Source organism: Hydrogenophaga sp. PML113 (assembly GCF_001777155.1).
Classification (GTDB): Bacteria; Pseudomonadota; Gammaproteobacteria; order Burkholderiales; family Burkholderiaceae_C; genus Hydrogenophaga; species Hydrogenophaga borbori.
Genome location: NZ_MIYM01000005.1, coordinates 325,311 through 350,574, shown reverse-complemented (window position 1 = coordinate 350,574; position 25,264 = coordinate 325,311). Strand labels below are relative to the sequence as shown.

The 25,264-nt window shown below is 68.7% G+C and carries 31 protein-coding genes; 5 read left to right on the top strand and 26 right to left on the bottom strand.

Annotated elements, in window-relative coordinates:
• Position 1 precedes the first annotated feature (1 nt).
• From rplO to BHU06_RS12530, 17 genes are all read right to left on the bottom strand, one after another.
• The gene (gene rplO / locus BHU06_RS12610; protein WP_070399523.1) at positions 2 to 442 is read right to left on the bottom strand and encodes a 50S ribosomal protein L15; all 441 of its coding nucleotides are present in this window, start codon (positions 440 to 442) and stop codon (positions 2 to 4) included.
• Between the two features lie 14 nt (positions 443 to 456).
• Entirely contained in the window at positions 457 to 639 is a 183-nt protein-coding gene (gene rpmD / locus BHU06_RS12605) for a 50S ribosomal protein L30 (protein WP_070399522.1), read from the bottom strand.
• Between the two features lie 11 nt (positions 640 to 650).
• The gene (gene rpsE, locus BHU06_RS12600; protein WP_070399521.1) at positions 651 to 1,169 is read right to left on the bottom strand and encodes a 30S ribosomal protein S5; all 519 of its coding nucleotides are present in this window, start codon (positions 1,167 to 1,169) and stop codon (positions 651 to 653) included.
• An 18-nt stretch (positions 1,170 to 1,187) separates the two neighbouring features.
• Complete coding sequence (gene rplR / locus BHU06_RS12595; RefSeq protein WP_070399520.1) at positions 1,188 to 1,553, bottom strand: 50S ribosomal protein L18; 366 nt, start codon at positions 1,551 to 1,553, stop codon at positions 1,188 to 1,190.
• Positions 1,554 to 1,564: 11 nt separating this feature from the next.
• Positions 1,565 to 2,098, bottom strand: coding sequence for a 50S ribosomal protein L6 (rplF, locus tag BHU06_RS12590; RefSeq protein ID WP_070399519.1), 534 nt, complete (start codon positions 2,096 to 2,098; stop codon positions 1,565 to 1,567).
• 24 nt (positions 2,099 to 2,122) lie between these two features.
• Complete coding sequence (gene rpsH, locus BHU06_RS12585) at positions 2,123 to 2,518, bottom strand: 30S ribosomal protein S8 (protein ID WP_070399518.1); 396 nt, start codon at positions 2,516 to 2,518, stop codon at positions 2,123 to 2,125.
• Positions 2,519 to 2,536: 18 nt separating this feature from the next.
• Positions 2,537 to 2,842, bottom strand: coding sequence for a 30S ribosomal protein S14 (rpsN, locus tag BHU06_RS12580; RefSeq protein ID WP_070399517.1), 306 nt, complete (start codon positions 2,840 to 2,842; stop codon positions 2,537 to 2,539).
• 8 nt (positions 2,843 to 2,850) lie between these two features.
• Entirely contained in the window at positions 2,851 to 3,390 is a 540-nt protein-coding gene (gene rplE, locus BHU06_RS12575) for a 50S ribosomal protein L5 (protein ID WP_070399563.1), read from the bottom strand.
• A gap of 2 nt (positions 3,391 to 3,392) precedes the next feature.
• A complete protein-coding gene (gene rplX, locus BHU06_RS12570; protein WP_070399516.1) occupies positions 3,393 to 3,713 on the bottom strand; it encodes a 50S ribosomal protein L24 in 321 nt (106 codons plus the stop codon).
• 10 nt (positions 3,714 to 3,723) lie between these two features.
• Positions 3,724 to 4,092, bottom strand: coding sequence for a 50S ribosomal protein L14 (rplN, locus tag BHU06_RS12565; protein ID WP_009514936.1), 369 nt, complete (start codon positions 4,090 to 4,092; stop codon positions 3,724 to 3,726).
• A gap of 201 nt (positions 4,093 to 4,293) precedes the next feature.
• A complete protein-coding gene (locus BHU06_RS12560) occupies positions 4,294 to 5,838 on the bottom strand; it encodes a glycerol-3-phosphate dehydrogenase/oxidase (protein WP_070399515.1) in 1,545 nt (514 codons plus the stop codon).
• 63 nt (positions 5,839 to 5,901) lie between these two features.
• On the bottom strand, positions 5,902 to 7,632 hold the full coding sequence (locus BHU06_RS12555; protein WP_070399514.1) for an ABC transporter substrate-binding protein: 1,731 nt from the start codon (positions 7,630 to 7,632) through the stop codon (positions 5,902 to 5,904).
• A 90-nt stretch (positions 7,633 to 7,722) separates the two neighbouring features.
• Complete coding sequence (locus tag BHU06_RS12550; protein ID WP_070399513.1) at positions 7,723 to 8,031, bottom strand: DUF2160 domain-containing protein; 309 nt, start codon at positions 8,029 to 8,031, stop codon at positions 7,723 to 7,725.
• Between the two features lie 30 nt (positions 8,032 to 8,061).
• A complete protein-coding gene (locus tag BHU06_RS12545) occupies positions 8,062 to 8,874 on the bottom strand; it encodes a carbohydrate ABC transporter permease (RefSeq protein ID WP_070399512.1) in 813 nt (270 codons plus the stop codon).
• Complete coding sequence (locus tag BHU06_RS12540) at positions 8,867 to 9,760, bottom strand: carbohydrate ABC transporter permease (protein ID WP_070399511.1); 894 nt, start codon at positions 9,758 to 9,760, stop codon at positions 8,867 to 8,869. Before BHU06_RS12540 ends, BHU06_RS12545 begins: the two co-directional genes overlap by 8 nt.
• Before the next feature lie 58 nt (positions 9,761 to 9,818).
• A complete protein-coding gene (locus BHU06_RS12535) occupies positions 9,819 to 10,904 on the bottom strand; it encodes an ABC transporter ATP-binding protein (RefSeq protein WP_070399510.1) in 1,086 nt (361 codons plus the stop codon).
• Positions 10,904 to 11,983, bottom strand: a complete 1,080-nt coding sequence (locus tag BHU06_RS12530; protein ID WP_070399562.1) for an ABC transporter ATP-binding protein — start codon at positions 11,981 to 11,983, stop codon at positions 10,904 to 10,906. The genes BHU06_RS12535 and BHU06_RS12530 overlap by 1 nt, the downstream gene beginning before the upstream one ends.
• A 155-nt stretch (positions 11,984 to 12,138) precedes the next feature.
• Between BHU06_RS12530 and BHU06_RS12525 the strand changes: the two genes are divergently transcribed.
• The 4 genes from BHU06_RS12525 to BHU06_RS12510 all read left to right on the top strand — a co-directional run bounded on the left by BHU06_RS12525 (position 12,139) and on the right by BHU06_RS12510 (position 15,934).
• Positions 12,139 to 12,924 (top strand): DeoR/GlpR family DNA-binding transcription regulator, encoded by a 786-nt coding sequence (locus tag BHU06_RS12525; RefSeq protein WP_070399509.1) that lies wholly within the window; start codon positions 12,139 to 12,141, stop codon positions 12,922 to 12,924.
• A 19-nt stretch (positions 12,925 to 12,943) separates the two neighbouring features.
• Positions 12,944 to 14,443 (top strand): glycerol kinase GlpK, encoded by a 1,500-nt coding sequence (gene glpK, locus BHU06_RS12520; protein ID WP_070399508.1) that lies wholly within the window; start codon positions 12,944 to 12,946, stop codon positions 14,441 to 14,443.
• 29 nt (positions 14,444 to 14,472) lie between these two features.
• Entirely contained in the window at positions 14,473 to 15,306 is an 834-nt protein-coding gene (proC, locus tag BHU06_RS12515; protein ID WP_070399507.1) for a pyrroline-5-carboxylate reductase, read from the top strand.
• A gap of 160 nt (positions 15,307 to 15,466) precedes the next feature.
• A complete protein-coding gene (locus BHU06_RS12510; protein ID WP_070399506.1) occupies positions 15,467 to 15,934 on the top strand; it encodes a DUF2846 domain-containing protein in 468 nt (155 codons plus the stop codon).
• Positions 15,935 to 16,018: 84 nt separating this feature from the next.
• Here the strand turns inward: BHU06_RS12510 and ubiA are convergent, their stop codons facing one another.
• The 3 genes from ubiA to recG all read right to left on the bottom strand — a co-directional run bounded on the left by ubiA (position 16,019) and on the right by recG (position 20,067).
• Complete coding sequence (gene ubiA / locus BHU06_RS12505) at positions 16,019 to 16,897, bottom strand: 4-hydroxybenzoate octaprenyltransferase (protein WP_070399505.1); 879 nt, start codon at positions 16,895 to 16,897, stop codon at positions 16,019 to 16,021.
• Entirely contained in the window at positions 16,894 to 17,853 is a 960-nt protein-coding gene (locus BHU06_RS12500) for a hydrogen peroxide-inducible genes activator (RefSeq protein WP_070399504.1), read from the bottom strand. Before BHU06_RS12500 ends, ubiA begins: the two co-directional genes overlap by 4 nt.
• A 117-nt stretch (positions 17,854 to 17,970) precedes the next feature.
• Positions 17,971 to 20,067, bottom strand: a complete 2,097-nt coding sequence (gene recG, locus BHU06_RS12495; RefSeq protein ID WP_070399503.1) for an ATP-dependent DNA helicase RecG — start codon at positions 20,065 to 20,067, stop codon at positions 17,971 to 17,973.
• A gap of 63 nt (positions 20,068 to 20,130) precedes the next feature.
• Between recG and queA the strand changes: the two genes are divergently transcribed.
• Positions 20,131 to 21,174: a tRNA preQ1(34) S-adenosylmethionine ribosyltransferase-isomerase QueA gene (gene queA, locus BHU06_RS12490; RefSeq protein WP_070399502.1), complete on the top strand. Its 1,044-nt coding sequence runs from the start codon at positions 20,131 to 20,133 to the stop codon at positions 21,172 to 21,174.
• 12 nt (positions 21,175 to 21,186) lie between these two features.
• Here the strand turns inward: queA and BHU06_RS12485 are convergent, their stop codons facing one another.
• The 6 genes from BHU06_RS12485 to BHU06_RS12460 form a co-directional block, all read right to left on the bottom strand.
• Positions 21,187 to 21,621: a cytochrome c gene (locus BHU06_RS12485; RefSeq protein ID WP_070399501.1), complete on the bottom strand. Its 435-nt coding sequence runs from the start codon at positions 21,619 to 21,621 to the stop codon at positions 21,187 to 21,189.
• Between the two features lie 134 nt (positions 21,622 to 21,755).
• Positions 21,756 to 22,073 (bottom strand): non-heme iron oxygenase ferredoxin subunit, encoded by a 318-nt coding sequence (locus BHU06_RS12480; RefSeq protein WP_070399500.1) that lies wholly within the window; start codon positions 22,071 to 22,073, stop codon positions 21,756 to 21,758.
• A 22-nt stretch (positions 22,074 to 22,095) separates the two neighbouring features.
• Positions 22,096 to 23,091 (bottom strand): tripartite tricarboxylate transporter substrate binding protein, encoded by a 996-nt coding sequence (locus tag BHU06_RS12475; RefSeq protein ID WP_070399499.1) that lies wholly within the window; start codon positions 23,089 to 23,091, stop codon positions 22,096 to 22,098.
• A complete protein-coding gene (locus BHU06_RS12470) occupies positions 23,088 to 23,468 on the bottom strand; it encodes a chorismate mutase (protein WP_070399498.1) in 381 nt (126 codons plus the stop codon). The genes BHU06_RS12475 and BHU06_RS12470 overlap by 4 nt, the downstream gene beginning before the upstream one ends.
• Positions 23,465 to 23,959 (bottom strand): aromatic-ring-hydroxylating dioxygenase subunit beta, encoded by a 495-nt coding sequence (locus BHU06_RS12465; protein WP_070399497.1) that lies wholly within the window; start codon positions 23,957 to 23,959, stop codon positions 23,465 to 23,467. Before BHU06_RS12465 ends, BHU06_RS12470 begins: the two co-directional genes overlap by 4 nt.
• Entirely contained in the window at positions 23,956 to 25,239 is a 1,284-nt protein-coding gene (locus tag BHU06_RS12460; protein WP_070399496.1) for an aromatic ring-hydroxylating dioxygenase subunit alpha, read from the bottom strand. Before BHU06_RS12460 ends, BHU06_RS12465 begins: the two co-directional genes overlap by 4 nt.
• Positions 25,240 to 25,264 lie beyond the last annotated feature (25 nt).

Below are 25,264 nucleotides of genomic sequence, written 5' to 3'. Positions count from 1 at the left end.
TTCAGGCGGCCGCGGCGACTTTGCCGCCGGCGGCTTCGATCGCGGCCTTGGCGCCAGCGGTCGGCAGCACGTCCTTGAGCGTCACGGCGCGCGTGATCTCACCGGACTTGATGACCTTCACGCGCTTGGCGAGCTGGGGCACGAGGCCGAGCTGCTTGAGCACCAGAACGTCGATCTCGGCGGCCTCGATCGCGTTGAGCTGGCCCAGGGTCACTTCGGCGTTGAACTGCAGCAGCGCGGACTTGAAGCCACGCTTGGGCAGACGGCGCTGCATCGGCATCTGGCCGCCTTCGAAGCCCACCTTGTGGTAGCCACCGGCCCGCGATTTCTGGCCTTTGTGGCCGCGACCCGCGGTCTTGCCCAGGCCCGAACCGATGCCGCGGCCCACGCGACGCTTCACGTGCTTGGCGCCTTCGGCTGGCTTGATGTTGTTGAGTTCCATGTCGTCGTCTCCGATCAGAGGACTTTGACCAGGTAGCTGATCTTGTTGATCATGCCGCGCACGGCCGGGGTGTCCTGCAGTTCGCTGATGCTGTTGAGCTTGCGCAGGCCCAGGCCGCGCACGGTGTCGCGGTGGCTCTGCTTGCAGCCGATGGGGCTGCGCACGAGCTGGACCTTCAGGGTGTTGGGAGTGCTCATCGGGATTCCTCTCAGCCCAGAATTTCCTCGACCGTCTTGCCGCGCTTGGCGGCGACCTCGGCCGGGGTGGTGGACTTCTCGAGCGCGTCCAGCGTGGCGCGCACCAGGTTGTAGGGGTTGCTCGAACCGTGGCTCTTGGCCACGACGTCGGTCACGCCCAGCACTTCGAAGACGGCGCGCATCGGACCGCCGGCGATGATGCCGGTACCCTTGACGGCCGGCAGCATCATCACGTTCGAGGCGCCGTGTTCGCCGTGCACCGCATGGTGCAGGGAGCCATCCTTGAGCGACACCTTGATCATGTTGCGGCGTGCCTGCTCCATGGCCTTCTGCACGGCCACCGGCACTTCACGCGCCTTGCCCTTGCCCATGCCCACGCGGCCATCGCCGTCGCCGACGACGGTGAGCGCTGCGAAACCGAGGATGCGACCGCCCTTGACCACCTTGGTCACGCGGTTGATCGCGATCATCTTTTCGCGCAGACCGTCCTCGTTCGCTTCGTTCTTGATGTTTGCCTGAAACTTAGCCATGTCGTTGATCCCGTTTCATCAGAACTGCAGGCCGGCCTCGCGGGCGGCGTCTGCAAGGGCCTTGACGCGGCCGTGGTAGGCAAAGCCCGAGCGGTCGAACGCCACTTTCTCGATGCCGGCGGCCTTCGCCTTCTCGGCGATGCGCTTGCCGATGACGGCGGCAGCGGCGGCATTGCCACCCTTGCCCGAGGCGCCCAGTTGGGCGCGCACTTCCTTCTCGGCCGTGGAAGCCGAGGCGAGGATGCGCGAGCCGTCGGCGGACACGACGTTGGCGTAGATGTGCAGGTTGGTGCGGTTCACCGTCAGGCGCACCGCGCCTTGCTGGGCGATGCGAATGCGGGTCTGGCGCGCGCGGCGCAGGCGTTGTTCTTTCTTGGTCAGCATGATCGGACTCCTTATTTTTTCTTGGTTTCCTTGATCACGACCTTCTCATCCGCATAGCGGATGCCCTTGCCCTTGTAGGGCTCGGGCGGACGCACGGCGCGCACTTCCGACGCGATTTGGCCGACGCGCTGGCGGTCGGCACCCTTGATCACGATTTCCGTGGGCGCGGGCGTTTCCACCTTGATGCCGGCAGGCATGTCCATGATCACCGGGTGCGAGAAGCCCACCGTGAGGTTGAGCTTGGCGCCCTGGGCCTGGGCCTTGAAACCCACACCGACCAGGTTGAGCTTCTTCTCGAAGCCTTTGCTGACACCAGTGACCATGTTGTTGACCAGCTGGCGCATGGTGCCCGACATGGCGTTCGCCTCGCGCGACTCGTCGACCGGCGCGAAGGTCACCTTGCCGGCGTTGATGTCGATCTTGACCAGCGCGTTGGCGGCCAGGCTCAGGGCCCCGTTGGCGCCCTTGACGTTGATCAGGCCGTCCTTGACAACGACCTCGACCCCGGTGGGAACCGTGATCGGCAGTTTTCCAATACGTGACATTTCAGTCTCTCCTCGATGCCCGCATCAGGCCACGTAGCACAGCACTTCACCACCGACACCGGTGGCGCGCGCCTTGCGATCGGTCATGACGCCGCGCGGGGTGGTCACGATCGCCACGCCGAGGCCGTTCTGGACCTGGGGAATGGCGTTGCGGCCACGGTAGACGCGCAGGCCGGGACGGCTCACGCGCTCGATGCGCTCGATCACGGGACGGCCGGCGTAGTACTTCAGGGTGATGACCAGCTCGCTCTTGCCGCCTTCGTTGACCACCTTGAAGTCTTCGATGTAGCCCTCGTCCTTCAGGACCTGGGCGATCGCCGCTTTCACTTTCGACGCCGGCATCGCCACGGTGGCCTTTTCGACCATCTGCGCGTTGCGGACACGGGTCAACATGTCGGCGATAGGATCACTCATGCTCATGTGGGGTTCTCCTAAGGCTTACCAGCTGGCTTTGGTGATGCCGGGAATTTCACCGGCAAAAGCCATTTCGCGGACCTTGGCGCGGGCCAGGCCGAAGTGGTTGAAGGTGCCACGCGGGCGACCGGTGATCTCGCAGCGGTTGCGCTGACGGGTCGGGTTCGCGTTGCGGGGCAACTTTTGCAGGGCCAGGCGGGCGGCGTCGCGCTCTTCGTCCGACTTCTTGGCGTCGCCGGCGATGGCCTTGAGCTCGTTGTATTTCTTGGCGAACTTGGCGGCGAGCTTCTCGCGCTTGAGTTCACGTTGGAGCAGTGCTTGTTTAGCCACACGCCACCTCAGTTCTTGAAGGGGAAACGGAAACCCGCCAGCAGAGCCTTGCACTCTTCGTCGGTCTTGGCGGTCGTCGTGATGCTGATGTTCAGGCCACGCAGGGCATCGACCTTGTCGTACTCGATCTCGGGGAAGATGATCTGTTCCTTGACGCCGATGTTGTAGTTGCCACGGCCATCGAACGAACGACCCGAGATACCGCGGAAGTCGCGCACGCGGGGCAGGGCCACGGTGACGAAGCGGTCGAGGAATTCGTACATGCGGGCGCCGCGCAGCGTGACCATGCAGCCGATGGCCTGTTGCTCACGGATCTTGAAGCCGGCGATGGCCTTCTTGGCCTTGGTCACGACGGGCTTCTGGCCAGCGATCTTGGTGAGGTCGCCCACGGCGTTGTCCATCACCTTCTTGTCGGCGACCGCCTCGCTCACGCCCATGTTGAGCGTGATCTTGGTGATGCGCGGCACCTCCATCGGCGACTTGTAGCCGAACTTCTTGGTCAGCTCGGGCGCCACCTTCTCGGCGTAGTGTTGCTTGAAACGTGCCATGGTCATGCCACCTTGATCTCTTCGCCGCTGGACTTGTAGACGCGAACGCGCTTGCCATCGGCCTGAACCTTGATGCCCACGCGGTCGGCCTTGCCGGTCACCGCGTTGAAAATCGCCACGTTGGACTGATCGATGGGCATGGTCTTCTCGACGATGCCGCCGGTCACACCCTTCATCGGGTTGGGCTTGGCGTGCTTCTTGACGACGTTGACACCCTCGACCACGACATGCTGCTCGTCGGTGCGCTCGAGCACCGTACCGCGCTTGCCCTTGTCGCGCCCCGTGAGGACGATGACCTGGTCACCTTTGCGAATCTTGTTCATGCTGCTTACCTCAGAGGACCTCAGGGGCCAGCGACACGATCTTCATGAACTTCTCGGTGCGCAGCTCGCGCGTCACCGGGCCGAAGATGCGGGTGCCGATGGGCTCCAGCTTGGCGTTGAGCAACACAGCCGCGTTGCCATCGAACTTGATCAGCGCGCCGTCCTGGCGGCGAATGCCCTTGGCGGTGCGCACCACCACGGCGTTGTAGACCTCGCCCTTTTTGACGCGGCCGCGAGGCGCTGCTTCCTTGATGCTGACCTTGATGACATCGCCCACGCTGGCGTAGCGGCGCTTGGAGCCGCCGAGCACCTTGATGCACATCACGGATTTCGCACCCGTGTTGTCAGCAACATCGAGTCGAGATTGCGTTTGAATCATTTGATTTAAGTCCCAACTTGAATGCTGTTGTCCACCACGGACAGCAGCGATCAGTCTTGGGCCCGTCGTTGGAGGGCTTCCACTGCAAGCGGCTGCTGCCGCGGCGGAGGCCACCCTTCGGTGGGCAGAAGGCTTTCGCCAAGATACATCACCCCCAAAAGGGAGCGAAGCCGTGCATTATGGCATGAATCGAAAACTGCGTCAAAGGCCGGGCGCGGCGTAACGATGGGCGAGCGCCAGGAAGTCGTCGGTGCGCGGATCGGCGATGCCCTCTTCGCGCAGGATGGCGGCCACCGAGCCCGCCATGCGCGCCGCCTGGATGGCGTCCAGGAAGAGTGCGCGCCAGCGGCGGGCCAACACATCTTCAACAGTGAGCGCATGCTCACAACGAACCGCGAACCGCACCATCGCGGCGTGCAGGCCCAGGCCCAGCGCCTGGTCGGCGCCGGGCAGGCCACGCACCCGCTCGGCCTCGGTGCCGTACAGGTGCCAGCCGGGCGCGGCATGGATCGGCACCGATGCGCGCACCGGCGCGCCCACCAGCCGGTGCCTGGCGCTCTGCCCACCGGCGCGGGGCGGCAGGCGGCCGGCGTCGAAGCACTGCTGCAGGACGTCCTCGGCCATGGCGCGGTAGGTGGTCCATTTGCCACCGGTGACCGTGACCAGCCCGTTGCGGTCGACCACCACCGTGTGCTCGCGCGACAGCGCCTTGGTACCGGCGCCGCCGTCGCTCGGCGGCGCCACCAGCGGGCGCAGGCCGACCCAGGCGCTGCGGATGTCGGCACGTCGCACCGGCCGGCTGAGCGCACGCGAGGCTTCGTCGAGGATGAAGCTCAGCTCTTGCGCGAACGGTTCGGGCTCGCGCGCCAGGTCCTGGCGCGGCGTGTCGGTGGTCCCCAGGATCAGTTTGCCCAGCCAGGGCACGGCGAATAGCACGCGGCCGTCGCGCGTCCTGGGCACCAGCAGCGCGTGCTCCCCGCCCAGAAAGTCGCGGTCGACCACCAGGTGCACGCCCTGGCTGGGCCGCACCATGTGCGAGGGCGTGCCCGCGGCCTCGCGCAGGGCGTCGACCCAGACGCCGGTGGCGTTGACCACACAGCGCGCGCGCACCCGGTGTTCGGCGCCGCCCACGCGGTCTTTCACGGTGAGCGCGTGGCCGTCGCCGTCGGCGGCGATGGCGCTCACCTCGGCATGGTTAAACACCGACGCGCCCGCGACCTCGGCGGTGCGCGCCAGCGCGATGGCCAGGCGCGCGTCGTCGAACTGGCCGTCCCAGTAGCGCACACCGCCCTTAAGGCCCTGGGGGTTCACGCCCGGCAGGGCCTCCAGGGTGTGGGCGCGGTCGAGGAACTCGGTGGACCCGAGGCCGGCGCGCCCGGCCAGCAGGTCGTACAGCTTGAGCCCGATGCCGTAGAACGGCGTCTGCCACCACTGGTGGCTGGGCATGACGAAAGGCAGCGGCTGCGCCAGGTGGGGCGCGATGGCCATGACCGTGGTGCGCTCGGCCAGGGCCTCGCGCACCAGGGCCACGTTGCCTTGCGCGAGGTAGCGCACGCCACCGTGCAGCAGTTTGGTGGCGCGCGAAGACGTGCCGCCGGCGAAATCATGCGATTCGAACAAGGCGACGGAGAAACCGCGCAGCGCGGCGTCGAGCGCCACGCCCAGGCCGGTGGCACCACCGCCCACGACCACCAGGTCGAAGCGTTCGGTCTCGGCGAGGGAGGCGAGTCGTTGTTCTCGGTTCATGCGAAACAGGGCGGACGGGCCCCGGGCATGAGGCGCCCGGGGCAACGCGGCGCAGGATATCGGTCAGCGGACCTTGCCCGCTTTCCAGGCGTTGAGCAGCTGATCGTAGGCGATGGTCTCGCCCTTGGGCTTCTCGTTCGCCAGCTTCTTCCAGGGCGCGGCCTTGTCGCTCAGCCACTTGTTGGGGTCGCCCTTGGGATTGAGCTTGGGCGCGCAGCGTTCCATGCCGGCGCGCTCCAGGCGGGCCATCACCTGGTCCATCTGGTCGGCCAGGCCGTCCATGGCCTGCTGCGGCGTTTTCTCACCCGTGACGGCCTGCGCCACGTTCTGCCACCACAGCTGCGCGAGCTTGGGGTAGTCGGGCACGTTGGTGCCCGTGGGGCTCCAGGCCACACGCGCGGGCGAGCGGTAGAACTCCACCAGCCCCCCGAGCTTGGGCGCCATGTCGGTCATGGCCTTGCTCTGGATGTCGCTCTCGCGGATCGGCGTGAGGCCGACGATGGTCTTCTTCAGCGAGGTGGTCTTGGCGGTGATGAACTGCGCGTACAGCCAGGCCGCTGCGGTGCGGTTGGCGTCGTGGTTCTTGAAGAAGGTCCAGGAGCCCACGTCCTGGTAGCCGTTCTGCATGCCCTGCTTCCAGTACGGGCCGTTGGGGCCGGGGGCCATGCGCCACTTGGGCGTGCCGTCGGCATTGACCACCGGCAGGCCTGGCTTGGTCATGTCGGCGGTGAAGGCCGTGTACCAGAAGATCTGCTGCGCGATCTGGCCCTGGGCGGGCACCGGGCCGGCCTCGCCAAAGGTCATGCCCGTGGCTTCCTTGGGCGCGTACTTCTTCATCCAGTCCACGTACTTGGTGAGCGCGTAGACGGCCGCCGGGGAGTTGGTCGCGCCGCCGCGCGCCACCGAGGCACCCACCGGCGTGCACTTGTCGGCGGCCACGCGGATGCCCCATTCATCGATCGGCAGTCCGTTGGGCGTGCCGATGTCGGCGGTGCCGGCCATGGAGAGCCAGGCGTCGGTGAAGCGCCAGCCCAGCGACGGGTCCTTCTTGCCGTAGTCCATGTGGCCGTAAATGGGCTTGCCGTCGATGGTCTTCACGTCGTTGGTGAAGAACTCGGCGATGTCCTCGTAGGCGCTCCAGTTCAGCGGCACGCCGAGGTCGTAGCCGTACTTGGCCTTGAACTTGTCTTTCAGGTCCTGGCGCGCGAACAGGTCGGCGCGGAACCAGTAGAGGTTGGCGAACTGCTGGTCGGGCAGCTGGTAGAGCTTGCCGTCGGGGCCGGTGGTGAACTTGGTGCCGATGAAGTCCTTGAGATCGAGGCCCGGGTTGGTGAAGTCCTTGCCCGCACCGGCCATGTAGTCGGTGAGGTTGAGGATCTGGCCGTAGCGGTAGTGGGTGCCGATGAGGTCGGAGTCGCTGATCCAGCCGTCGTAGATGGACTTGCCCGATTGCATCGAGGTCTGCAGCTTCTCGACCACGTCGCCTTCCTGGATCAGGTCGTGCTTGACGGTGATGCCCGTGATCTCGCTGAAGGCCTTGGCCAGGGTCTTGGACTCGTACTCGTGCGTGGTGATGGTCTCGGACACCACCGAGATTTCCTTGACGCCCTTGGCCTTGAGCTTGGCGGCGGCGTCGATGAACCACTTGAGCTCGGCCGCCTGCTGGGCCTTGCTCAGGGTCGACGGCTGGAACTCGCTGTCGATCCACCGCTTGGCGGCGGCCTCGTCCGCCCAGGCGGGCAGCGCGGCGCCGGTCGCGATCAGCGCAGCGAGCGCCGTGTGTCGCAGTTTCATGTTGTCTCCTTGGGTGTTGATGGTGTGCCTCCCCGCCAGCGGATCGACACGGCACCGGGGAAGCGGCGGTCCGGTCGTTGAAAACGTCGCTCAGCCCTTGCGCATCACCAGCGCGAGCCACAGCATCGAGACGGCGAAACCGATCCAGGCCGAGGGTTCCTGCTCCAGCCGGAACCATTCGGCGAAGCGGCCGGCCATGCCGACGAAGGCCAGGTTGACGTAGGCGGCGCCGAGCAGGCCCACGAAGAGCCGGTCGCCGCGCGTGGTCTTCATGGGCAGAAAGCCCTTGCGCTCGATGGTGGGCGCGCGAACCTCCCACACCGTCATGCCAAAGAGCAGCAGAGCGATGGCGGTGAAGAAGATCGCCACCGGCGGGGTCCAGACCATCCAGTCGAACATGGGGTCCTCCAATCGTTGGGAACAGACTTGTCAAACGCGGCCCATCGCGAAGCCCTTCGCGATGTAGTGCCGCACGAACCAGATGACGATCGCCCCCGGCACGATGGTCAGCACGCCGGCCGCCGCCAGCGTGGCCCAGTCCATGCCCGAGGCCGAGACCGTGCGCGTCATCGTCGCCACGATGGGCTTGGCGTTCACGCTGGTGAGCGTGCGCGCCAGCAGCAGCTCCACCCAGCTGAACATGAAGCAGAAGAACGCGGCCACGCCCACGCCGGCCTTGATGAGGGGCAGGAAGATGGTGAAGAAGAAGCGCGGGAAGCTGTAGCCGTCGATGTAGGCGGTCTCGTCGATCTCGCGCGGGATGCCGCTCATGAAGCCTTCGAGGATCCACACCGCCAGCGGCACGTTGAACAGCAGGTGCGCCAGCGCCACGGCGATGTGCGTGTCCATCAGGCCCAGCGTGGTGTAGAGCTGAAAGAAGGGCAGCAGGAACACCGCCGGTGGCGTCATGCGGTTGGTGAGCAGCCAGAAGAAAACGTGCTTGTCGCCCAGGAAGCGGTAGCGCGAGAAAGCGTAGGCCGCGGGCAGCGCCACAGTGAGCGAGATCACGGTGTTGATGCCGACGTAGATCAGGCTGTTGATGTAGCCCGAGTACCACGAGGCGTCGGTGAAGATGGTGCGGTAGTTGTCCCAGGTGAAGGTCTCGGGCCACAGCGTGAACGAGGACAGGATCTCCCCGTTCGTCTTGAAGCTCATGTTCACCATCCAGTAGATGGGCAGCAGCGCGAACACCAGGTAGGCGATCAGGAACAGCGTGCGCGCGCGGAAGCGGGATTCACGCATGGCCCTGCTCCTTGTCCGACGTGCCCAGGCTCTGCATCCAGTTGTAGAGCACGAAGCAGAACAGCAGGATGATGAAGAAGTAGATCAGCGAGAAGGCGGCCGCGGGCCCGAGGTCGAACTGGCCGACCGCCTTGGTGGTGAGGTACTGAGACAGGAAGGTGGTGGCGTTGCCCGGGCCGCCGCCGGTGAGCACGAAGGGCTCGGTGTAGATCATGAAGCTGTCCATGAAGCGCAGCAGCACGGCGATCATGAGCACGCCGCGCATCTTGGGCAGCTGGATGTAGCGGAACACCGCCCAGGGGCTGGCGCCGTCGATGCGGGCGGCCTGGTAGTAGGCGTCGGGGATGCTGCGCAGGCCCGCGTAGGCCAGCAGCGCCACCAGCGGCGTCCAGTGCCACACGTCCATGACCAGCACGGTCCACCAGGCGTGGCTCGGGTCGCCGGTGTAGCTGTAAGCGAAGCCCAGGCGCTCCAGCGTGTGGCCGAGCAGGCCGATGTCGGTGCGCCCGAAGATCTGCCAGATGGTGCCCACCACGTTCCAGGGGATCAGCAGCGACAGCGCCACGATCACCAGCACCACCGAGGCGCGCCAGCCCTGCGCGGGCATGGACAGCGCCAGCGCGATGCCCAGCGGAATCTCCACCAGCAGCACCGCCAGCGAGAACTGGATCTGGCGCCACAGCGCCAGGTGCAACTCGCTGTCGCGCATCACCATGGCGAACCACTCGGTGCCCACGAACACGCGCCGCTGCGGCGAGATGATGTCCTGCACCGAGTAGTTCACCACCGTCATCAGCGGCAGCACGGCCGAAAAGGCCACGCACAGGATGACCGGCAACACCAGCCACCAGGCCTTCTGGTTCACGGGTTTGTTGATCGCGCTCATGGGAAAACCTCCGTGCGGCGCACTGCGGTGCGAGCGCCTTCGGGCGGGCGTGCGGCGCTCATGCCATGTTCTCCACCAGTTGCTCGTCGCGGTAGAAGCAGGTGTGCGCGTCCAGCAGGCGCAAGTGCACGGTGTCGCCCACGGCGGGCGGCGCGGCCTCGGCGCCCAGCCGGCACTTCAGCGTGTGTTCGCCGAGTTCGCAGCTAAGCAGGAAATAGGTGCCGATGTCCTGCACGCGGCTCACACGGGCCGGCAGCGAGCGGCCGTCGCCGGGCTCGCCCAGGCGCAGGTACTCGGGGCGGATGCCCAGCTTGACCGGTCCCTCCGGCAGCCGCCGCCCGTCCTGGAAGGCCAGCGGCTGCTCGTTCACCAGCACGCCGCCGCGCACCGCCTGCGCGGGCAGGAAGTTCATGCCGGGCGAGCCGATGAAGTGGCCCACGAAGGTGTGCGCGGGGCGCTCGAACAGGTCCGCGGCCGTGCCCTTCTGCACCGCGCGGCCGCGCGACATCACCACCACCTCGTCGGCGAAGGTCAGGGCTTCCACCTGGTCGTGCGTGACATAGATCAGGGTGAGCTTGAGTTCGTGGTGGATCTGCTTGAGCTTGCGCCGCAGCTGCCACTTCAGGTGCGGATCGATCACGGTCAGCGGCTCGTCGAACAGCACGGCCGACACGTCCGAGCGCACCAGGCCGCGCCCGAGCGAGATCTTCTGTTTCTGGTCGGCGCTCAGCCCGGCGGCGCGGTGGTCGAGCTGACCGCTGAGTTCCAGCATCTCGGCGATGCGCCCCACGCGCTGGTGGATCTCGGCCTGCGGCACCTTGCGGTTGCGCAGCGGGAACGCCAGGTTCTGCGCCACGGTCATGGTGTCGTAGATGACGGGGAACTGGAACACCTGCGCGATGTTGCGCTGCTGGGGCGACTCGCGCGTGACGTCGCGGCCGTCGAAGCGCACCGTGCCCTGCGAAGGCACAAGCAGCCCCGAGATGATGTTGAGCATGGTCGTCTTGCCGCAGCCCGAGGGACCCAGCAGCGCGTAGGCGCCGCCGTCGCGAAACGCCATCTTCAGCGGCAGCAGGGCGTAGTCCTCGTCAGTGCGCGGGTCCGGCCCGTAGGCGTGGGCGAGGTCGAGTTCGATCAGGGCCATCAGTGCGCCCCCTGGCGCGCCAGCGGCGCGCGCACCAGCGGACCGCTCGCGTCGAAGACGAAGAGCTGGTCGGGGTGCAGGTACAGCCGGATGGGCGCGCCCAGGTCCAGCTTGTGCACGCCCACCAGCTGCGCCACCAGTTCGCCCACGGCGCTGTGCACGTGCACGAAGGTGTCGGAGCCCGCGATCTCCGCCAGCTCGACACGGCCCTCGATGGCCAGGTCGCCCGGTTGCGCGCGCTCGCGCAGGCCCCCGGCGCGCACGCCGAGCACGAAGTCATCGCCCGCCGACAGGGGCAGGTCCAGCGGCCAGTCCAGCGCGCCGGCCACGCGCAGGCCGCCCTGGGCGCTGCGCCGCGCGGGCAGCAGGTTCATGGGCGGGTCGCTGAAGGCGCGCGCCACGCGCAGGCTCTTCGGCCGGTGGAAGACCTCGGCCGTGGGGCCGTACTGCAGCAGCTCGCCCGCGTCCATCACGGCCGTGTGGCCGCCCAGGAGCAGGGCCTCGCCAGGCTCGGTGGTGGCGTAGACCACCGTGGCCTCGCCTGCGGCGAACAGCGCCGACAGCTCCTCGCGCAGTTCCTCGCGCAGTTTGTAGTCCAGGTTCACCAGGGGCTCGTCGAGCAGCATCAGCGGCGCCCGCTTGGCCAAGGCGCGCGCCAACGCCACGCGCTGCTGCTGCCCGCCCGACAGCTCGGCCGGCAGGCGGTCCAGGAAGGGCTCGATGTGCAGCCGCGCGGCCAGCGCGCGCACGCGGGCCTCCACGTCGCGCTCGCCGCGCAGGCGCAGCGGCGAGGCGATGTTCTGCGCCACCGTCATCGAGGGGTAGTTGACGAACTGCTGGTAGACCATGGCCACGTTGCGCTCGCGCACCGGGCGGCGCGTCACGTCCTCGCCGTCCACCAGCACGCGCCCGGAACTCGCCGTGTCCAGCCCGGCCATCACACGCATCAGGCTGGTCTTGCCCGCCTGCGTGGCGCCCAGCAGCACCGTGACCGCGCCCGGCACGGGCGCCAGGCTCAGCGGGTACAGGTGGACCGAAGGCCCCACGGTCTTGGTGATGTGATCCAGTGACAGCTGCATGGGCGTGGTGGGCGCGGCGTGCAATAAGTCCGGCGTCGCGCTTTCGTTTGCGCGTATCTTTGTTCGTTTCTTTTCTTTTTATGTTCGGTACATACCCTTAGAAGTCCATCAGTGTTTTCCGATATGTTCGGAACCCGATCGCCGGCCACCCCGACATGAACCTGAATCCCCGCCACACCCAACTGCTCGACGAGGTCCGCGCGCACGGCCCCCAGACCATCGAAGCCTTGGCCGAACGTTTCGGCGTCACCCTGCAGACCGTTCGCCGCGACGTGCAGCGCCTGGCCGAGGCCGGCCTGCTGGCCCGCTTCCATGGCGGCGTGCGACTGCCCGGCTCCACCACCGAAAACATCGCCTACCGCCAGCGCCAGGCCATGCAGGCCGACGCCAAGCAGCGCATCGCGCGCGCCGTGGCGGCGCGCGTGCCCAACGGCTGCTCGCTGATCATGAACATTGGCACCACCATCGAGGCCGTGGCGCGCGAGCTGCAGCGCCACCGGGGCCTGCGCGTGATCACCAACAACCTGCACATCGCCTCGCTCATGAGCACCAACCCCGACTGCGAGGTCATCGTCGCCGGCGGACAGGTGCGCGCGGCCGACCAGGGCATCGTGGGCGAGGCCACGGTGGACTTCATGCACCAGTTCAAGGTCGACATCGGCCTGATCGGCATCAGCGGCATCGAAGCCGACGGCACGCTGCGCGACTTCGACTACCGCGAGGTGAAGGTGGCGCGCGCCATCGTGGCGCAGTCGCGCCAGGTCTGGCTGGCCGCCGACCACAGCAAATTCAACCGGCCCGCCATGGTGGAGCTGGCGCGGCTCGACGACCTCGACGCGCTGTTCACCGACGAAGCGCCGCCCGAGCCCTTTAACGCGCTGATCGAGCAGAGCCACGTGGAATGCGTGGTGGCCGGCGAACGCGCGGCGCTCGCCACCTGAAAGCCCCGGAACACGACCGATGAACCCCACCCACCTGCTGGCCCTGGACCAGGGCACCTCCAGCTCGCGCAGCATCGTCTTCGACCGCCAGGGCCGCGTGGTGGCCATGGCCCAGCGCGAGTTCCCGCAGATCTACCCGCAGCCCGGCTGGGTGGAGCACGACCCGCGCGATCTGTGGAACACCCAGCGGGAGACCGCGCGCGAGGTGCTGGCCAAGGCCGGCCTGCGCGCCGGGGAGGTGCGCGCGGTCGGCATCACCAACCAGCGCGAAACCACGCTGGTGTGGAACCGCCGCACCGGCGAGCCGGTGTACAACGCCATCGTCTGGCAGGACCGGCGCGCCGAGGGCGCCTGCGCCGAACTGCGCGAACAAGGCCACGAGGCCCTGGTGCAGCGCAAGACCGGCCTGCGCATCGACGCCTACTTCTCGGGCACCAAGCTGCAGTGGATCCTGGACCACGTGCCCGGCGCGCGCGAACAGGCCGAGCGCGGCGAGCTGGCCTTCGGCACCGTGGACAGCTGGCTGATCTGGCAGCTCACGCGCGGCGCGCGCCACGTCACGGACCACAGCAACGCCGCGCGCACCATGCTGTTCAACGTGAACACACGCGACTGGGACGACGAGCTGCTGGACCTGCTGCGCATCCCGCGGTCCCTGCTGCCCGAGACGCTGCCATCCAGCGCCGACTTCGGCCAGGTGCACGCCGACTGGCTGGGCGCCGCCCTGCCCATTGGCGGCGTGGCCGGCGACCAGCAGAGCGCGCTGTTCGGCCAGGCCTGCTTCCGGGCCGGCATGGCCAAGAACACCTACGGCACCGGCTGCTTCATGCTCATGCACACCGGTGAGCGCTTCCAGGCCAGCCAGAACGGCCTCATCACCACGTCCTGCGCGCAGGCGCCGGGCCCGGCGCAGTACGCGCTGGAAGGCAGCGTGTTCATCGGCGGCGCGGTGGTGCAGTGGCTGCGCGACGGCCTGCGCGCCATCGAAGCCAGCAGCGGGGTGCAGGCCCTGGCCGAAAGCGTGCCCGACGCCGACGGCGTGGTGGTGGTGCCGGCCTTCACCGGGCTGGGCGCGCCGTATTGGCAACCCGACGCGCGCGGCACCATCACCGGCCTCACGCGCGGCACCACCATCGCGCACATCGCGCGCGCCGCGCTGGAGAGCATCGCCTTCCAGAGCGCGGCCCTGCTGCAGGCCATGAGCCGCGACGCCGTGGCCGCGGGCGGCGTGCCGGTGAGCGAGCTGCGCGTGGACGGCGGGGCCAGCGTGAACGACCTGCTGATGCAGATCCAGGCCGACCTGCTCGGCATTCCTGTGGTGCGCCCCGCCGTGGTGGAGACCACCGCGCTCGGCGCGGCCTACCTCGCGGGGCTGCACGCGGGCGTGTACCAGGGCACGGACGAGCTCAGCGCGCAGTGGCGCGCCGAGCGCCGCTTCGAGCCCCAGATTTCGCGCGCGCGGGCGGCCGAGAAGATGGCGGCCTGGGAGCACGCCGTGCGGCAGACCACCGCCGCCTAGGGCCGCGGCGCGCGGCGACAATCGCGCGCATGAACACGCCCGCATCCCCCTCCCCCCTCATCACCTTCATCGGCGGCGGCAACATGGCCAGCGCCGTCATCGGCGGCCTGCTGCGCCAGGGCCATGCGGCCAGCGCCCTCCAGATCGTCGAGCCCTGGGACGAGCAGCGCGCCCGCCTGGCGCAGCAGTTCCCCGGCGCGGCGCTGTTCGACGCGGCGGGCACAGGGCTCAAGCCGTCGGACCTGGTGGTCTGGGCCGTGAAGCCGCAAACCTTCAAGGACGCCGCGCTGGCCGCCGGCCCGCACCTGGGCAACGCCCTGCACCTGAGCGTGGCCGCCGGCATCACCAGCGACAGCATGGCCGCCTGGCTGGGCACGCAGCGCATCGTGCGCGCCATGCCCAACACGCCCGCGCTCGTGGGCTTGGGCATGACGGGTTTGTTCGCGCGCGACGGTGCCTCGGCCGCCGACCGCGCCCTGGTCGAGCGCGTGGTACGCACCACGGGCGAGCTGGTGTGGGTGGCGGCCGAGCGCGACCTCGACGCCGTCACCGCGCTCTCGGGCTCGGGCCCCGCCTACGTGTTCTATTTCCTCGAGGCCATGCGCGACGCCGGCGCGCGCATGGGCCTGCCGGCCGACACCGCGCTGCAACTGGCCGTGGGCACCTTCGTGGGCGCGGCCACGCTGGCCCAGCGCTCGGGCGAGCCGCCGCAGGTGCTGCGCGAGCGCGTCACCTCCAAGGGAGGCACCACGTACGCCGCGCTCACGGCGATGGAGGCGGCGGGGATGAAGGCGTCGTTCGAGAAAGCCTTGCAAGCGGCGCAGCAGCGCGCCGAGGAACTGGGGCGCGAGTTCGGGAAGTGAGCGTCACCTAGGTGTCAGCCAGAGCAGGCGCACCGGGGGACGGGTTGGACCACGCACGCCTATGATCCCCGCGCCTGCGGCGCCGCGCGCCCCGGGGGGAGGTCGAGTTTCCGGGAGGAACCGAAACCGCGTTTATCACCTGTTTCCAACAAACGAACCCATGACGTCCAACATCAAAATCACCTTGCTCGCCCTCGCCGCCGCCGTGCTGAGTGGATGTGCTTCGGTCAACATGGCCAGCAAAGAGGAGTCCGACAAGGCCAAGCAGTTCAGCGCCCCCGACGCGGGCAAATCCGGGCTCTACGTCTACCGCAACAGCATCGTCGGGCAAGCGTTGAAGAAGGACGTTTGGGTGAACGGCAACTGCCTGGGTGAGAGCGCTTCCAACGTGTTCTTCTACACGCAGCTCGAGGGCAACACGAAGCACAAGATCGAAACGGAGTCGGAGTTCTCACCCAACGCCCTGGAGGTGTTCATGGAAGCGGGCAAAAACTACTTCGTCCGCCAGTTCATCAAATTCGGGGCTTTCGTGGGCGGCGCCGATCTGGAGCAGATCCCGGAAGAACAGGGCAAGGCCGATGTGGCCAAGCTCAGCCTGGCGCAGCCGGGCACCTGCGACGGCAAGTAAGCCGCGCCGAGGCGGCGTCGGCCAGCGGGTTCGCCTCCATGGCACCTGGTGCGAAGGCGAGCGGAGACCGCACGCACGCCGCGCTCAGACCAGGCCGACCGCCACCCCCACGAACAGCGTGAAGCCCAACCAGTGGTTGGCGCGAAAGGCCGCGAAGCAGCCTTCGCGCGTGCGCGCGCGGATCAGCGTGAAGTGCCATGCCACCTGGGCCAGCGCCACGGCCAGCGCGGCCAGCCACGCCAGGGGGCGCAGTTGCGGCCACAGGCCCAGGGTCCAGATCAGCAGGTGCAGCAGGTAGAAGGCCGTCACCGCCGCCACGTCGGCGCGGCCCAGGGTGATGGCCGAGGTCTTCATGCCGATGCGCAGGTCGTCGTCGCGGTCGACCATGGCGTACTCGGTGTCGTAGGCCAGCACCCAGAACAGGTTGCCCAGCAGCAGCACCCAGGCCAGCGGGGGCACGGCCCCCTGCACCGCCGCGAAGGCCATCGGAATGCCGAAGCTGAAAGCCACGCCCAGCACCGCCTGCGGCATGGACACCACCCGCTTGGCGAAGGGATAGGCCAGGGTGATCGCCAGCGCCGCGAAGGACAGCGCGATGGTGAGCGCGTTGGTGGTGAGCACCAGGCCGAAGGCGATCAGCGCCAGCACCGCGCCCACGGCCAGCGCCTCCTTCACCGACACGCGGCCCGAGGTGACGGGCCGCTGCGCGGTGCGCTTGACGTGGCGGTCGAAGTCGCGGTCGGCCACGTCGTTCACGCAGCAGCCCGCGCTGCGCATCAGCACGGTGCCCAGCGTGAACACCAGCAGCAGGTGCCAGCCGGGAAAGCCGCCCGCCGCCACCCACAGCGCCGACAGCGTGGGCCACAGCAGCAGCAGCCAGCCGGCGGGGCGGTTCCAGCGGATCAGGTCGAGCCAGAGCGACAGGCGCGAGGGCACCGGCGAAGCGGGGGCGGTGGTCGTCACGACAGTCTCTTCACGCCCGGCAGCTCGCAGGCGTAGATGGCGTTGCGCAGCTCGGCGATGGCCTCGTAGCGCGTGAAGCTGCGCCGCCAGGCCAGCACCACGCGGCGCGTGGGCGCCTCGCCCTGGAACGGCAGGTAGCGCACGTAGGGCGAATCGCCCAGGTCGTCGCGGGCCGCCTGGGGGCCGCCCAGGGCCGAGCGCGGCACCGACAGGCGCGGCACCAGGGTCACGCCCATGCCGGCGGCCACCATGTGCTTGATGGTCTCCAGCGAGGAGCCCTCGAAGCTCTTGCGGATGCCCTCGGTGTCGTTGGAGAAACGCGCGAACTCGGGGCAGACCTCCAGCACGTGGTCGCGGAAGCAGTGGCCCGTGCCCAGCAGCAGCATGGTCTCGCGCTTGAGCTCGTCGGCCGTGATGTGGCCCTGCGCGGCCAGCGGGTGCGTGTGCGGCACGGCGGCCATGAAGGGCTCGTCGTACAGCGGCGCGATGGCCAGGTTGGTGTCGGGAAACGGCTCGGCCAGGATGGCGCAGTCGATCTCGCCCAGGCGCAGCTGCTCGAGCAGCTTGGTGGTGAAGTTTTCCTGCAGCACCAGCGGCATCTGCGGCGTGCGTTCGATCACCTGGCGCACCAGCTCGGGCAGCAGGTAGGGGCCGATGGTGTAGATGACGCCGAGCTTGAGCGGGCCGGCCAGCGGGTCCTTGCCACGCTTGGCGATCTCCTTGATGGCGGCGGCCTGCTCCAGCACGGTCTGGGCCTGGCGCACGATGTCCTCGCCCAGCGGCGTGACCGCGATCTCGCTGGCGTTGCGCTCGAAGATCTTGAGCTCGAGTTCCTCCTCGAGCTTCTTGATCGCCACCGACAGCGTGGGCTGCGAGACGAAGCAGGCCTCGGCCGCTTTGCCGAAGTGCTTCTCGCGGGCCACGGCCACGATGTACTTGAGTTCGGTGAGCGTCATGGGCTTATTGTGCCCCCCTGCGCCGCTGCGCGTCTTCCCCCCAGGGGGACCACGCCAGTGGCCCGGCGAAGCCGGTTCCACGGCGTGTCTGGATCAGACACGCGCGCCGGACTGGCTTCAGGCCTTCAGGTACTCGGCCTTGCTGCCGAGCCAGCGCGCCAGGTGCTGCTCGGCCTCGCGCGGGTGCCGGTCCAGCATGGCCTGCGCGGCCCCGCGCGCCCAGTCCAGCAGGTGGCTGTCGGTGGCCAGGTCGGCGAAGCGCAGCAGCGGCGCGCCGGACTGGCGCGCGCCCAGGAACTCGCCCGGCCCCCGGATTTCCAGGTCGCGGCGCGCGATCTCGAAGCCGTCGTTGGTCTCGACCATGGCCTTCAGGCGCTCGCGCGCGGTCTCGCCCAGGCGCCCGCCCTCGGGCGGCGAGTACATCAGCACGCAGGCCGAGGCCGCCGCGCCGCGCCCCACGCGCCCGCGCAGCTGGTGCAGCTGCGACAACCCGAAGCGCTCCGCATGCTCGATCACCATGAGCGAGGCATTGGGCACGTCCACCCCCACCTCGATGACGGTGGTGGACACCAGCACACCCATCTGGCCCTGCTCGAACAGCGACATGACCGCCTTCTTTTCGGCCGGCGACATGCGCGAATGCAGCAGGCCCACCAGCACGCCCGGCAACGCCTGCGACAGCTCGGCGTGCGTGGCGGTGGCGTTGCTCAGGTCCAGGGCCTCGCTCTCCTCGATCAGCGGGCACACCCAGTAGACCTGCCGGCCTTCGTCGATCTGGCCGCGGATGCGCGCCACCACCTCGGCGCGGCGCGCATCGCTCACCACCTTGGTCACGATGGGCGTGCGCCCGGGCGGCAGCTCGTCGATGGTGGAGACGTCCAGGTCGGCGTAGTAGCTCATGGCCAGGGTGCGCGGAATGGGCGTGGCCGTCATCATCAGCAGGTGCGGCTCCAGCGCGCCGCCGGTCTTGCCGCGCAGCGCCAGGCGCTGCGCCACGCCGAAGCGGTGTTGCTCGTCGATGAGGGCCAGTGCCAGGCGCTGGAACACTACCTGGTCCTGAATCACCGCGTGCGTGCCCACCACCAGCGCGGCCTCGCCGCTGGCGATGAGCGCCAGCATCTCCGTGCGCTGCTTCTTCTTCTGGCTGCCGGTGAGCCAGGCCACACGTTTGCCCAGGGGTTCGAGCAGCGGCTCCAGCCAGCCGATGAGCTTGCGAAAGTGCTGCTCGGCCAGGATCTCGGTCGGCGCCATCAGCGCGCACTGCCAGCCCGCGTCGATGGCGATGGCCGCCGCCAGCGCGGCCACCACCGTCTTGCCCGAGCCCACATCGCCCTGCAGCAGGCGGTGCATGGGCACCTGGCGCCCCAGGTCGAGCGCGATCTCCTCGCCCACGCGGCGCTGGGCCGCCGTGAGCGCGAAGGGCAGCGCCGCCAGCAGCTGCTCGTGCAGGCCTTCGCGGCGCAGCGGCAGCGCGGGCGCGCGCAGGGTGTCGCGCTCGCGCTTGGCCAGGGCCTGGGACAGCTGCTGGGCCAGCAGCTCCTCGGCCTTGAGGCGCTGCCAGGCGGGATGGCTGCCGTCCTCCAGCGCGGCCAAGGCCACGTCGGGCGCCGGGTGGTGCAGCTGCTGCAGCGATTCGCGCAGCGTGGGACTCACGCGCGCCGAGCGCTGCAGCGAGGCCAGCAGATCGGGCGGCAGGGTCTCGCGCAGGTCCACCCGGGCCAGCGCGCCCACCACCGCCTTGCGCAGGTAGGCCTGGGGCAGCTGCGCGCTGGTGGGGTAGATGGGCGTGAGCGCGTTCGGCAGCTCGCCGCCCGCCAGCTTGAACGCCGGGTGCAGCATGGTGTAGCCCGCGAAGCCGCCCTTGAGTTCGCCGCGCGCGCGGATGCGCGCCCCCACCGCCAGCGTTTTCTGGTGCGAGGGGTAGAAGCTGAAAAAGCGCAGCGTGCAGGTGTCGCTGCCGTCGTCCAGCGTCACCAGCAGCTGGCGCCGGCCACGGTACTGCACCTCGCTGTGCGTGACCGTTCCCTCGATCTGCACCACCGAGCCCTCGCGCGCCTCGCGCAGGGCCACCACCCGGGTCTCGTCCTCATAGCGCAGCGGCAGGTGCAGCGCGAGGTCGATGTCGCGCTTAAGGCCCAGCTTGTGCATGGCCTTTTGCGGCGCGGACAGGGCCTTGGGCGGGGTCGGGGCGGCGGTGGCGGCGGGTTCGGCCATGGGACAATTCTGCCTTCGCCCCTCCCCCTTCCTTGGAACGGGTCCGTCCGGCCCTCAAGCGACATGACTTCTCCCGTCGACCACCGCCGCTTCACTCTGAGCGACTTCGACTTCGCTCTGCCCCCCGAACTCATCGCCCAGCACCCGGCGCCCGAGCGCAGCGCCTCGCGCCTGCTCGACGGCCGCGCCGACGCGCCGGTGGACCGCGTGTTCCACGAGCTGCCCGGCCTGCTGGACCCCGGCGACCTGCTGGTCTTCAACGACACCCAGGTCATCAAGGCCCGCCTGTTCGGTCGCAAGGCCACGGGCGGTGCCGTGGAGCTGCTGGTGGAGCGCGTGCTGCAGAACCACGAGGTGGTGGCGCACATGAAGGTGAGCAAGAAGCCCTTGGTGGGCGCGGTGCTGGAGATGGACGGTGGCTTCAGCGCCGAGCTGATCGGCCGCTGGCCCGACGAGGACGGCGCCCTGTTCCGCTTGCGCTTCAGCGGCGAGCCGCACGCCCTGATGGCCGCGCACGGCCACGTGCCGCTGCCGCCTTACATCGAGCACGGCGACACCGCCGAGGACGAGCGCCGCTACCAGACCGTGTTCGCCAAGCACCCCGGTGCCGTGGCCGCCCCCACCGCCGCGCTGCACTTCGACGAGGCCCTGCTGGCCGCGCTGCGCGCGCGCGGCGTGCAGACGGCCGAGGTCACGCTGCACGTGGGCGCCGGCACCTTCCAGCCGGTGAAGACCGAGAACATCGCCGAGCACACCATGCACGCCGAGTGGTACCGCGTACCCGAAGCCACCATCGCCGCGATCGACGCCTGCCGCGCGCGCGGCAGGCGTGTGGTGGCGGTGGGCACCACCACCGTGCGCACGCTGGAGAGCTGGGCCGCCTTCGGCCGCACCGAGGGCGACACGCAGATCTTCATCACGCCGGGCTTTCACTTCCAGGTGGTGGACCGGCTGATCACCAACTTTCACCTGCCCAAGAGCACGCTGATGATGCTGGTGAGCGCCTTCGCCGGGTATCAGCGCGTGATGGCGCTGTACCGCCATGCCATCGAACAGCGCTACCGCTTCTTCAGCTACGGCGATGCCATGCTGCTGTGCCGGCGCTGACCCCGCGGCGGCTCAAGGCGTTTGCAGCCGGCTGATGTACTCGATCAGCGTCAGGATCCGCGCGCGCACCACCTCGGCCGGCTCGTAGAGGCCGCGCGCCTCGCGCAGGCGCTGCCCCTCCTCGATGCGGTACTCCCGTCCCCAGACGGGCATGTCGCGCACGCCGTGGCTGGGTATGGCGGCGGTGCCCTCGATCACCGCATACATGCGGTTGACCGGCAGCACGCCGCCGTTCTTCTTCGCCAGTTGCGACAGATCCGGCGGACTCTTCTGCAACAGGCCGCCGAGCGGACCGTTGCCCTTGCCGTCCACGCCATGGCACGCGGCGCAGTTGTCGGTGAACTCCAGTTTGCCCAGGTCAACGCTGGCCTGGGGGGCCTGCGCCTGCGCGGCCAGGGCGCCCAGCAGACCGGCCGCCACGGCCGCGTACTTGATCGACTTCTTCATGGGATGCCTCCAGTGGGGTTGAAGCGAAGGCCTCACCACCAAGCCGCAGTGGCGAACCCTCGAATTCATCCTAGGAGGCGCCGGTGCCACCCATGTTGACGCGGCGCAAGTTGCGGGCGCCGCCCCCGCCCGCCTCAGCCCAGGTCCAGGTAGACCCGCCCGCCCTCCACCTTCACCGGCCAGGTCTTCACGGCCTCGGTGGCCGGCGCGCAGGTGGGCGCGCCGCTGCGCACGTCGAAGCGGCCCTGGTGGAAGGGGCACTCGATCTCGTGGCCCTCCAGGAAGCCGTCGCAGAGCTTGGCGTGGCCGTGCGTGCAGAGGTTGTCGGTGGCGAACACCTCGCCGTCGATCGCGAACAGGGCGATGTCGTGGCCCTCGGGCGCGACGGGAATGCCGGCGCCCTCGAACAGGTCGGCCTCGGCGGCCACGTCGGTCCATTGGGGGGTGGTCATGGCGTGCTCCTGCGTCGCGGCGTCAATCGGGCGTCAGGCCGGCGCGCTGGATCACCGGGCGCCAGCGCGCCTCTTCCTCGCGCATGAAGCGCCCCAGCTGCTCCGGGGTGCTGGCGATGACGTCGAAGTACTGGGCCTTGAGTTTCTCGGTGACCTCGGGCTCGCGCAGCACGGCCACCAGCGCCTGGTTCAAACGCTGCACGATGGCCGGCGGCGTGCCGGCCGGCGCCATGTAGGCGAACCAGGGCGCGGCCTGGATGTCGGGCACGCCCGACTCCTTGAGCGTGGGCACCTCGGGCAGCAGCGGCGAGCGCTCCGCCGACGTAATGGCCAGCACCTTGAGCTTGCCGGCCTTGGCTTGCGGCATCACGGTGGCGCCGGGCAGGCAGGCGAAGTGCACGTCCCCCTGCAGCATGGCCGTGACCGCCTGCGAGGACGAGGCGTACGGGATGTGCACCGCGAAGGACTTGGTCTTGAGCTTGAGCAGTTCCACGCCCAGGTGCGAGATGGACCCGTTGCCGGTGGAGGCGAAGTTGTACTGGCCCGGGCGCGCGCGCAGGGCGTCCAGCCAGCCCTTGACCGAGTCCACACCCATGCTGTTGGCCGCGGCGCAGACGTTGGGCGACGTCACGGCCAGCGTCACCGGCACCAGCTCGCGGAACGGGTCGTAGCGCAGGTTCTTGTAGAGGATGGTGTTGTAGACCAGGGGCGCGTTGACCGAGAGCAGGAAGGTCTGCCCGTCGGGCGTGGCCTTGGCCACGTACTCGGTGCCCGAGTTGCCGCCGGCGCCGGGCCGGTTCTCCACGATGAAGGCCTGGCCCAGGCGGGCCGTCAGGCGCTCGTTGACCAGGCGCGCCAGGATGTCGGGCGAGGAGCCCGGGCCGTAGGGCACCACCACGCGCACCGGGCGCTGCGGCCAATCGGCGGCCGGGGCCGCCTGGGCCAGGGCCTGCCCGGCGGCGCCGGCGAGCGTGAGGCCAGCGAGCAGCGCGGCGCAGCGGTTCTGGATGCGGTTCATGTCGGGTCTCCGGTTTCGACGTCGCTCATCTGGGTGAAGTCTGTTTGTTCTCGCGCGATGAAGCCCGCGATCAGCGCGCGGTAGCAGGCCTCCACCACCTCGGGGTAGGCGCCGTGGCGCTCGGCCAGGGCCAGCACCTTGTCGATCACCTGCTGCTGGCGCGCCGGCGCCGACACCTGGAAGGCATCGCGCTTGAAGCGGGCCGCGTCCTTCACGTAGCGCCCGCGCTCGGCCAGCAGGGCCACGATCTTCTGGTCCAGTGCGTCGATGTTCTCGCGCACCTCGGCCAGGTTGCGGCACAGGGGCACGTAGGCCGGGTCGTTGAAACGCCTCAGCGGCCCGCCGTGGGGATCGGGCTCTTGGTTGTTCTGGGTCATATCGGGTAGATGATGGCGTTGGGGATCATTTCGCTGTCGTACACGCACAGGCGCTGCGCGAACTTCAGGCCCTGCGGGGTGCGCACCACCACGTCGAGGTAGCGCCCGACGTTGAACACGGTGCTCGGGCCGTCCAGCTTGGTGCGGAACACCGCGTAGTTGGCCTCGCAGTGCAGCGCGCCCTGCTCGTCCATCCGTCGCACCAGCGGCGCACCCACGACGTGGCGCTGGTAGTAGGGGTCGTGGAACAGGGTTTCCTTGATGCCGTACACGCGGTCGCGCAGCATGGCCTGGCTTTCGAAGGACAGCGTGGCCAGCGGGAAGCCGCGCTCGTGGTTCTCGCGCGGCTGCAGCTTGTAGACGCAGTCCTCGGTGAAGAAGCCGGGCCAGAGGTCCCACTGGCCGCTGTCCACGGCCAAGGCGTAGTCGGCGTACAGGGCCTGAAGCTCGTGGTAGAGCGACAGGTCAAGAGAGGTGGTGTCGCGGTTCACAGCGGGGCCTCCATCACCTGGCGCCAGTAGGCGTACATGCCGCGGATCAGGGTCTCGGTGACCATGTGGTCGGTCTCGCCCACCTCGCGGCCGCCGAGTTCGGCCAGTGCCCGGTGGCCGGGTTTGCTCTCGAAGCCCTGCTGCGAGAACTCGATCACCTCGCCGTCGTCGGCGCTGACGAAGCCGCCCGGGCCGAACAGGTTGGCCTGGCGCAGGCGGCGCTGGGTCATCTCGGGCGTGTCGTCCTCGAAGCCGAAGTGCGTCCAGACGAAATCGAAGGCGCCGTGGCCATCGGGCTGGATGTGGCGCGTGGACACGCTGTTGACCTGCTGCTGGAAGATCACGCTGGGGAACAGCGTGGTCATCACCGCCGTGGGTCCTCCCCACCAGGGCTCGGGCACGATGTCCAGGAAGCGCGGGTCCTCCAGCTGCATGCTGGACTTGAAGCTGGAGACCTGCGTGACCTGCGAGGCGCTGCCCGTGGCCTGCCCCGCGCTGCCGCGCGTGGAGATCATGGCCGCGTGGCGGTGGTGCGCGTCCATGCGCAGCTCCGACTTGTTGTCGGCGCGCCAGAGGCCGAAGGTGACGAACCAGGTGTGCAGCAGGCCTGGGTGGTAGGGGTCCTTGATGTTCTCCTGCATCAGCTTCCAGTTGCCGGGGATGCGCTGGCGGTTGTAGCCTAGGATGTTGAGCTTTCGGCCGTTGAACAGGCGATCGAAGTAGCCCAGGATGGTCGGGCCCATGTAGTCCTCCAGCGACTCCACCTCGGGGTCGAAGGAGGCGAACACCACGCCGCCGCGCACGGCCACCTTCAGTTGCGTGAGGTGGTGCTGCTTGGGGTCGAAGTCGGCCGGCATGCCGCCCTTGACCTGGCCGTCCTGGCGCACGCCGCGGCGCAGCGGCACGCCCTGCAGATCACCATTGAGCGCGTAGCTCCACTGGTGGTAAGGGCAGACGAACTCCTTCTTGTTGCCGTGGCGCTCGCGGCAGAAGCGCATGCCGCGGTGGGCGCAGACGTTCTCCACCACGTGGATGGCGCCACCCTCGGCCCGCACCATGATGACCGAGCGCTCGCCCACCACCGAGCGGCGGTAGTCGCCCGGCTGGGGGATCTCGGCCTCCAGGCCCACGTAGCACCAGTGGCCACGGTAGAAGAAGCGTTCGAGCTCGCGCTGGTGGCGCTGCTGATCGGTGTAGACGGCGAAGGGGATGCGGCTGGTGTCGCCGGCTTCCCAGCGCAAAGCGTCCGGCGCGCCGCCGGTGTCGGGCGTGGGGTTCATGGTCTTGTCTCCAAGGGTCGGTGCG

What these genes read in the sequence shown, in the direction of transcription:
- BHU06_RS12530 (WP_070399562.1), bottom strand. Translation starts at nt 11,983, where the DNA reads ATGCAGCTGTCACTGGATCACATCACCAAGACCGTGGGGCCTTCGGTC.
- queA (WP_070399502.1), top strand. Translation starts at nt 20,131, where the DNA reads ATGACTTCTCCCGTCGACCACCGCCGCTTCACTCTGAGCGACTTCGAC.
- BHU06_RS12555 (WP_070399514.1), bottom strand. Translation starts at nt 7,632, where the DNA reads ATGAAACTGCGACACACGGCGCTCGCTGCGCTGATCGCGACCGGCGCC.
- BHU06_RS12525 (WP_070399509.1), top strand. Translation starts at nt 12,139, where the DNA reads ATGAACCTGAATCCCCGCCACACCCAACTGCTCGACGAGGTCCGCGCG.
- rpsH (WP_070399518.1), bottom strand. Translation starts at nt 2,518, where the DNA reads ATGAGCATGAGTGATCCTATCGCCGACATGTTGACCCGTGTCCGCAAC.
- BHU06_RS12485 (WP_070399501.1), bottom strand. Translation starts at nt 21,621, where the DNA reads ATGAAGAAGTCGATCAAGTACGCGGCCGTGGCGGCCGGTCTGCTGGGC.
- BHU06_RS12560 (WP_070399515.1), bottom strand. Translation starts at nt 5,838, where the DNA reads ATGAACCGAGAACAACGACTCGCCTCCCTCGCCGAGACCGAACGCTTC.
- rpsE (WP_070399521.1), bottom strand. Translation starts at nt 1,169, where the DNA reads ATGGCTAAGTTTCAGGCAAACATCAAGAACGAAGCGAACGAGGACGGT.
- recG (WP_070399503.1), bottom strand. Translation starts at nt 20,067, where the DNA reads ATGGCCGAACCCGCCGCCACCGCCGCCCCGACCCCGCCCAAGGCCCTG.
- rplO (WP_070399523.1), bottom strand. Translation starts at nt 442, where the DNA reads ATGGAACTCAACAACATCAAGCCAGCCGAAGGCGCCAAGCACGTGAAG.
- rplF (WP_070399519.1), bottom strand. Translation starts at nt 2,098, where the DNA reads ATGTCACGTATTGGAAAACTGCCGATCACGGTTCCCACCGGGGTCGAG.
- rplE (WP_070399563.1), bottom strand. Translation starts at nt 3,390, where the DNA reads ATGGCACGTTTCAAGCAACACTACGCCGAGAAGGTGGCGCCCGAGCTG.
- BHU06_RS12545 (WP_070399512.1), bottom strand. Translation starts at nt 8,874, where the DNA reads ATGCGTGAATCCCGCTTCCGCGCGCGCACGCTGTTCCTGATCGCCTAC.
- BHU06_RS12480 (WP_070399500.1), bottom strand. Translation starts at nt 22,073, where the DNA reads ATGACCACCCCCCAATGGACCGACGTGGCCGCCGAGGCCGACCTGTTC.
- glpK (WP_070399508.1), top strand. Translation starts at nt 12,944, where the DNA reads ATGAACCCCACCCACCTGCTGGCCCTGGACCAGGGCACCTCCAGCTCG.
- rplX (WP_070399516.1), bottom strand. Translation starts at nt 3,713, where the DNA reads ATGAACAAGATTCGCAAAGGTGACCAGGTCATCGTCCTCACGGGGCGC.
- BHU06_RS12500 (WP_070399504.1), bottom strand. Translation starts at nt 17,853, where the DNA reads ATGACGCTCACCGAACTCAAGTACATCGTGGCCGTGGCCCGCGAGAAG.
- rplN (WP_009514936.1), bottom strand. Translation starts at nt 4,092, where the DNA reads ATGATTCAAACGCAATCTCGACTCGATGTTGCTGACAACACGGGTGCG.
- BHU06_RS12535 (WP_070399510.1), bottom strand. Translation starts at nt 10,904, where the DNA reads ATGGCCCTGATCGAACTCGACCTCGCCCACGCCTACGGGCCGGACCCG.
- rpmD (WP_070399522.1), bottom strand. Translation starts at nt 639, where the DNA reads ATGAGCACTCCCAACACCCTGAAGGTCCAGCTCGTGCGCAGCCCCATC.
- rplR (WP_070399520.1), bottom strand. Translation starts at nt 1,553, where the DNA reads ATGCTGACCAAGAAAGAACAACGCCTGCGCCGCGCGCGCCAGACCCGC.
- BHU06_RS12470 (WP_070399498.1), bottom strand. Translation starts at nt 23,468, where the DNA reads ATGACCCAGAACAACCAAGAGCCCGATCCCCACGGCGGGCCGCTGAGG.
- BHU06_RS12550 (WP_070399513.1), bottom strand. Translation starts at nt 8,031, where the DNA reads ATGTTCGACTGGATGGTCTGGACCCCGCCGGTGGCGATCTTCTTCACC.
- BHU06_RS12460 (WP_070399496.1), bottom strand. Translation starts at nt 25,239, where the DNA reads ATGAACCCCACGCCCGACACCGGCGGCGCGCCGGACGCTTTGCGCTGG.
- BHU06_RS12510 (WP_070399506.1), top strand. Translation starts at nt 15,467, where the DNA reads ATGACGTCCAACATCAAAATCACCTTGCTCGCCCTCGCCGCCGCCGTG.
- BHU06_RS12475 (WP_070399499.1), bottom strand. Translation starts at nt 23,091, where the DNA reads ATGAACCGCATCCAGAACCGCTGCGCCGCGCTGCTCGCTGGCCTCACG.
- BHU06_RS12540 (WP_070399511.1), bottom strand. Translation starts at nt 9,760, where the DNA reads ATGAGCGCGATCAACAAACCCGTGAACCAGAAGGCCTGGTGGCTGGTG.
- proC (WP_070399507.1), top strand. Translation starts at nt 14,473, where the DNA reads ATGAACACGCCCGCATCCCCCTCCCCCCTCATCACCTTCATCGGCGGC.